Annotated in this window: 4 protein-coding genes; 3 read left to right on the forward strand and 1 reads right to left on the reverse strand. The window is 63.8% G+C overall.

The window, feature by feature from the left end:
• From MUO23_13085 to MUO23_13095, 3 genes are all read left to right on the forward strand, one after another.
• The coding region (locus tag MUO23_13085) for a plastocyanin/azurin family copper-binding protein (protein ID MCJ7513886.1) at positions 1-291 on the forward strand (291 nt) is incomplete at its 5' end.
• 94 nt (positions 292-385) lie between these two features.
• The gene (locus MUO23_13090) at positions 386-577 is read left to right on the forward strand and encodes a hypothetical protein (GenBank protein MCJ7513887.1); all 192 of its coding nucleotides are present in this window, start codon (positions 386-388) and stop codon (positions 575-577) included.
• Entirely contained in the window at positions 570-971 is a 402-nt protein-coding gene (locus tag MUO23_13095; protein ID MCJ7513888.1) for an SHOCT domain-containing protein, read from the forward strand. Before MUO23_13090 ends, MUO23_13095 begins: the two co-directional genes overlap by 8 nt.
• A gap of 250 nt (positions 972-1,221) precedes the next feature.
• Here MUO23_13095 and MUO23_13100 read toward each other — a convergent pair whose 3' ends face one another.
• Entirely contained in the window at positions 1,222-1,527 is a 306-nt protein-coding gene (locus tag MUO23_13100) for a DUF1573 domain-containing protein (protein MCJ7513889.1), read from the reverse strand.
• Positions 1,528-1,661 lie beyond the last annotated feature (134 nt).

Here is a 1,661-nt window from a genome sequence, read left to right on the forward strand (position 1 = left end):
GCGGGGGCGCCCGTCGAGCTGACCTTTATCAACGAGGACGCGCTCGAGCATGACTTCAGCATTCTGGAGATCCCGGTTGAGTCGGTCAGCGAGGCGGACCCGATGAGCGCCGAACACGAGATGCAGATGGGAGCGGAGGTGAAACCCGTTCTCCACGTGGCGGCCGAGCCGGGCGCGACCAACCACCTCTCGTTCACACCCACGAAATCGGGAACTTACGAATTCTTCTGCACCGTCGCCGGGCACAAGGACGCCGGGATGGTGGGCACAATGGTCGTCAAGGCGCCCTGACGTCTCGCTGGCTCACGCCTTCGGCGGGGCAAAGAGAGAAAGAGAGGAAAGCATGTGCTGCATGATGGGTCACGGGATGGATCATGGCGGAGAAATGGGAAAGCCCGCCGTCGAGGGAGGGCAGCAGGTTTCCCTCCTCGACGTCCTGCGGCGGCGCTGCGCCGCGGGCGAGATCAGTCGAGATCAGCTGGAAGAGATGAAAGCGGTCCTCTGCTTCACCGACGGGAAGGCCGTCAGGGCTGGCGCAGGTAACAGCAACCCATGGGAGGCAGAGCACCATGGGTAGGAAAGGCTGGCTGGTCGTCGCTGCGGTGGTTGGGGTTGGCGTGCTTGTAATGCTGGTGGCCTGCCTGGCGCTGCTCCCGTCTTGGGGAGCCGGGTACGGTTGGCGGATGAACCAAACACCGGCCCCCTGGACAGCTGGGGGGCCATGGATGATGGGAGGTTGGAACATGATGGGCATGATGCTGATCTGGCCGGTGCTCCTGCTGGTCCTTGGTGCTCTATTGGTGGCGGGTGTCGTGTGGGCGGTCCAGCTATCGTCGCGGAGTGGGTCGCAATCGACGGGCATACGGTCCACCGGCGATACTCCTTCGCAAATCCTCCGGCGCCGGTACGCCGGAGGCGAGATCACGAAGGAACAGTTCGACGAAATGCGGCAGACGCTCGACCGGAGTTAGTCCGGGCAAGAACACTGCCGCCGGGGCTGGGCCAATGGCTGTAGCCTGTCAGGCGAAGGCAGGCACGGCCTCACTCGACCCAGTTAGAGAGCACCGTCAGCAGGCGTTCCGGCTGGTTTGGGTCATCGGTGAGGATGTGCACGCGGAAGTTGTGTAGGCCTCCCATGTCACCGTGCATCATGAACTGCATCGAAAGCTGCGTGCTCTCGCCCGGCTGGAGGACCGTCGCACCGACGGTCGGGACGGGCGGTCAACACCCCTCCACGACTTCGATGTAGGGGGCCTGTGTTAGGCGGAGCGGTTGGTCGCCGACGTTCGTCAGGACGAACGCCGCCTCAACCGCTTGCCCAAGTGGAATGTCGCCGAGTTCGACGACTTCTCGATCCACCTTGAGCCGCGGCTGGCCGTTGACCTCAATCGCGGCCCGCCTGCCGCTTGATCCGCCTAGCACCGATACCGCGGCGACGAGGGCCAGGAGGACCCCGCCGGCAATAGCGGCTAGGACGACGAGATTGGGGGCGGATTTCGTTTGACGGTGCTTGGAAGGTCTGGTCATGGCGTCTCCTCAAACTGGAAGGTCCAAAGGTAGTCCGTCAGTGCCCACATCTGTGCCTCGGTCAGCACGGGTCCCCAGTAAGGCATCCCAGTGCCCATCCCTCCCCGCAGGATCTTCCCCTGCAGCAGTGCCGA

It is taken from the genome of Anaerolineales bacterium (genome assembly GCA_022866145.1).
GTDB lineage: Bacteria > Chloroflexota > Anaerolineae > Anaerolineales > E44-bin32 > PFL42.

What these genes read in the sequence shown, in the direction of transcription:
- MUO23_13095 (MCJ7513888.1), top strand. Translation starts at nt 570, where the DNA reads ATGGGTAGGAAAGGCTGGCTGGTCGTCGCTGCGGTGGTTGGGGTTGGC.
- MUO23_13090 (MCJ7513887.1), top strand. Translation starts at nt 386, where the DNA reads ATGGGAAAGCCCGCCGTCGAGGGAGGGCAGCAGGTTTCCCTCCTCGAC.
- MUO23_13100 (MCJ7513889.1), bottom strand. Translation starts at nt 1,527, where the DNA reads ATGACCAGACCTTCCAAGCACCGTCAAACGAAATCCGCCCCCAATCTC.